Annotated in this window: 5 protein-coding genes; all 5 read left to right on the top strand. The window is 69.5% G+C overall.

What is annotated here, in order from left to right; translation table 11 throughout:
- The coding region (locus AC2VOP_RS03285; RefSeq protein ID WP_486959643.1) for a biotin/lipoyl-containing protein at positions 1-1,223 on the top strand (1,223 nt) is incomplete at its 5' end.
- Positions 1,220-1,774, top strand: coding sequence for a 16S rRNA (guanine(966)-N(2))-methyltransferase RsmD (gene rsmD / locus AC2VOP_RS03290; RefSeq protein ID WP_486959647.1), 555 nt, complete (start codon positions 1,220-1,222; stop codon positions 1,772-1,774). The genes AC2VOP_RS03285 and rsmD, both read left to right, overlap by 4 nt.
- Positions 1,775-1,797: 23 nt before the next feature.
- Entirely contained in the window at positions 1,798-2,274 is a 477-nt protein-coding gene (gene coaD, locus AC2VOP_RS03295) for a pantetheine-phosphate adenylyltransferase (RefSeq protein ID WP_486959644.1), read from the top strand.
- A 35-nt stretch (positions 2,275-2,309) separates the two neighbouring features.
- The gene (locus AC2VOP_RS03300) at positions 2,310-2,738 is read left to right on the top strand and encodes a prevent-host-death protein (protein WP_486959645.1); all 429 of its coding nucleotides are present in this window, start codon (positions 2,310-2,312) and stop codon (positions 2,736-2,738) included.
- The coding region (locus AC2VOP_RS03305; RefSeq protein ID WP_486959646.1) for a cytotoxic translational repressor of toxin-antitoxin stability system at positions 2,735-3,028 on the top strand (294 nt) is incomplete at its 3' end. The genes AC2VOP_RS03300 and AC2VOP_RS03305, both read left to right, overlap by 4 nt.

The raw sequence follows: 3,028 nt of genomic DNA on the forward strand, positions 1-3,028 counted from the left end.
TGCGCAGCCGCTTCGACCTGCCGGTGCACGTGCACACCCACGACACCCCCGGCGGGCAGCTGGCAACCTATGTGGCGGCCTGGCGCGCCGGAGCCGACGCGGTCGACGGGGCGGCGGCCCCGCTGGCGGGCACCACCAGCCAGCCGTCGCTGAGCTCGATAGTGGCGGCCGCTGCCCACACCGGCTACGACACCGGGCTGTCGCTGACTGCGGTCTGCGACCTGGAACCCTACTGGGAGGCGGTGCGAAAGGAGTACGCGGCGTTCGAATCCGGGCTGGCGGGCCCGACCGGGCGGGTGTATAACCATGAGATTCCCGGCGGTCAGTTGTCCAACCTGCGTCAGCAGGCGATCGCGCTGGGCCTGGGGGAGCGGTTCGAAGAGATCGAAGAGAGCTACGCCGCCGCAGACCGGGTGCTCGGCCGGCTGATCAAAGTCACGCCGACGTCGAAGGTGGTCGGCGATTTGGCGTTGGCGCTGGTCGGCGCCGAAGTGAGTGCCGACGAATTCGCCGCCGACCCGGCGCTGCTGGACATCCCGGAATCGGTGTTGGGATTTCTGCGAGGCGAGTTGGGCGACCCGCCCGGCGGCTGGCCGGAACCGCTGCGCAGCACCGCGCTGGCCGGCAGGGGTCCGGCCCGTCCCGTGCAGCAGCTCTCCGCCGACGACGAGGCATTGCTGGCCCTGACTGGACCGAAGCGGCAGGCGGCTCTGAACCGGCTGCTGTTTCCTGGCCCGACAAAGGAATTCGAAGCGCACCGCGAACGCTACGGCGACACCTCGCAACTATCGGCCAACCAGTTCTTCTACGGCCTTCACCAGGGTGAGGAGCACCGGGTCCGGCTGGAACGCGGAGTGGAGCTGCTGATCGGCCTGGAGGCCGTCTCCGAACCCGACGAGCGCGGCGTGCGCACGGTCGTGTGCATCATCAACGGCCAGCTGCGGCCGGTAGAGGTGCGCGACGCCAGCATCGCCAGCACCGTCCCGGTCGCCGAAAAAGCCGACCGGACCAACCCAGGCCACATCGCCGCACCATTCGACGGGGTGGTCACCGTGGGGGTGTCGGACGGCGACGTCGTTGAGGCCGGGCAGACCGTCGCCACCATCGAGGCGATGAAGATGGAGGCTGCGATCACCGCACCGGCCGCCGGCACCGTGCAACGGGTGGCGGTGTCGGCCACCGCACAGGTGGAAGGCGGCGACCTGCTGGCGGTGATCGACTGACCCGCATCGTCGCCGGCGCCGCCGGCGGCCGGCGCATCAGGGTTCCGCCGCGGGGCATCCGGCCAACCACCGAGCGGGTGCGCGAGGCCTTGTTCAACGTGCTCTCTGCGCGGATGGAGCTGAACGGGATCTCGGTGCTCGACCTCTACGCCGGGTCCGGGGCGCTGGGGTTGGAGGCGCTGTCGCGGGGTGCCTCTTCGGCGCTGTTCGTGGAGTCGGATCGGGGTGCGGCCGAGGCCGTCGCCGCTAACATCGCCGCCCTCGGATTGGCCGGTGCGACGCTGCGCCGGGCCCCGGTGTCTTCGGTGCTGGCCGGTGGTGCCGAATCTCCGGTGGATCTGGTGCTGGCCGACCCGCCCTACGACGCGGCTGCCGCCGAGATCGACACTGTGCTGCTGTTGTTGGTCTCCGGAGGCTGGGCCGGGCCGGGCACCGTCGTGATCGTCGAGCGGGCCGCATCGAGTCCTGCGGTGAGCTGGCCCGACGGTTTCACGCCGTGGCCGTCGCGGCGTTACGGCGACACCCGGCTGCAGCTGGCCGAGCGCTTGTGAGCAAGCGTGTAGCGTCGTCGGTCATGAGCGGCGCGGTATGCCCGGGTTCGTTTGACCCGGTGACCCTGGGCCACGTCGACGTCCTGGAACGTGCCGCCGCGCAGTTCGACGAGGTGATCGCGGCCGTGCTGATCAACCCGGCCAAGAAGGGCATGTTCAGCCTGCACGAGCGCATCGAGATGCTGCAGGAGTCCACCGCGCATCTGCCCAACCTTCGGGTGGAGCCGGGCGATGGTCTGGTGGTCGACTTCGTCCGGGCCCGCGGGCTGACCGCCATCGTCAAGGGGCTGCGCACCGGCACCGACTTCGAATACGAACTGCAGATGGCGCAGATGAACAAGCACATCGCCGGGGTGGACACGTTCTTCGTGGCGACCACACCGCGGTATTCGTTTGTGTCGTCGTCGCTGGCCAAGGAGGTGGCCTCGATGGGCGGCGACGTGTCGGACCTGCTGCCCGAGCCGGTGAACCGGCGGCTGGCCGAGAAGTTGGGCTCGTAAAGCAACCTGTCCTGTACGTGACGTACAATATGTACGTGTCTGCTTCGGTGTGGTTTGACAGCATGACCGACGGGCGTGCACACCTGCGCGAGCTTCTCGACGCCGCCGCCCGCGGTTTCCCGGCGGGGCTGCGACGAGATCAGGCCGGGTTCGCGCTCGTCGACGCCGCGCGGCTGCGGCAGCTACTCGCGACCTACTCCCGCAGCCCGGAGGCCGTCGCTGAAGCCGGGGGATGGTCGGTCTTCATCCCGGGCACCCCGGTCGCCGCGGACGGGTCAAGCTTCGACGAGGCGGTGGACGAGATGGTGGACGCGCTACGCGAGTATGCAGCCGACTGGGTCGACCACCTGTCGACGGCGCCGAACCATGCGAACAACTGGTGGCTGGTTCAGTTGGTTGCCTTGTCCACGGACGACGAGTTGGCCGAATGGCTTACCGCCGGCCAACTCGCCCATCAGGCATGAGTTGGCCGGCGCCGACCCGAGCCGATCACGACAAGTTCTGCCGAATCGAGGGCTGGGCACGCGTCCGCGATGCCACCGGGCGCACCGGGATGCACCACATCACGTACGAGCTCGCGTTGCCGGATGGCGGGATCTTGCGGACCCGCGTCTCGCACCCGCCGAACCGGACCAGCTACGGCGCACGCATGTGGGCCCACATCCTGCGGGACCAACTGTGCGTCGACGAGGCGACGTTCTGGGCGGCGGTCCGCGACGGCATCCCGCCACAGCGTGCCCGCCCCGACCGGCCC

The sequence above is a fragment of the Mycobacterium sp. TH-M106 genome (assembly GCF_057473765.1).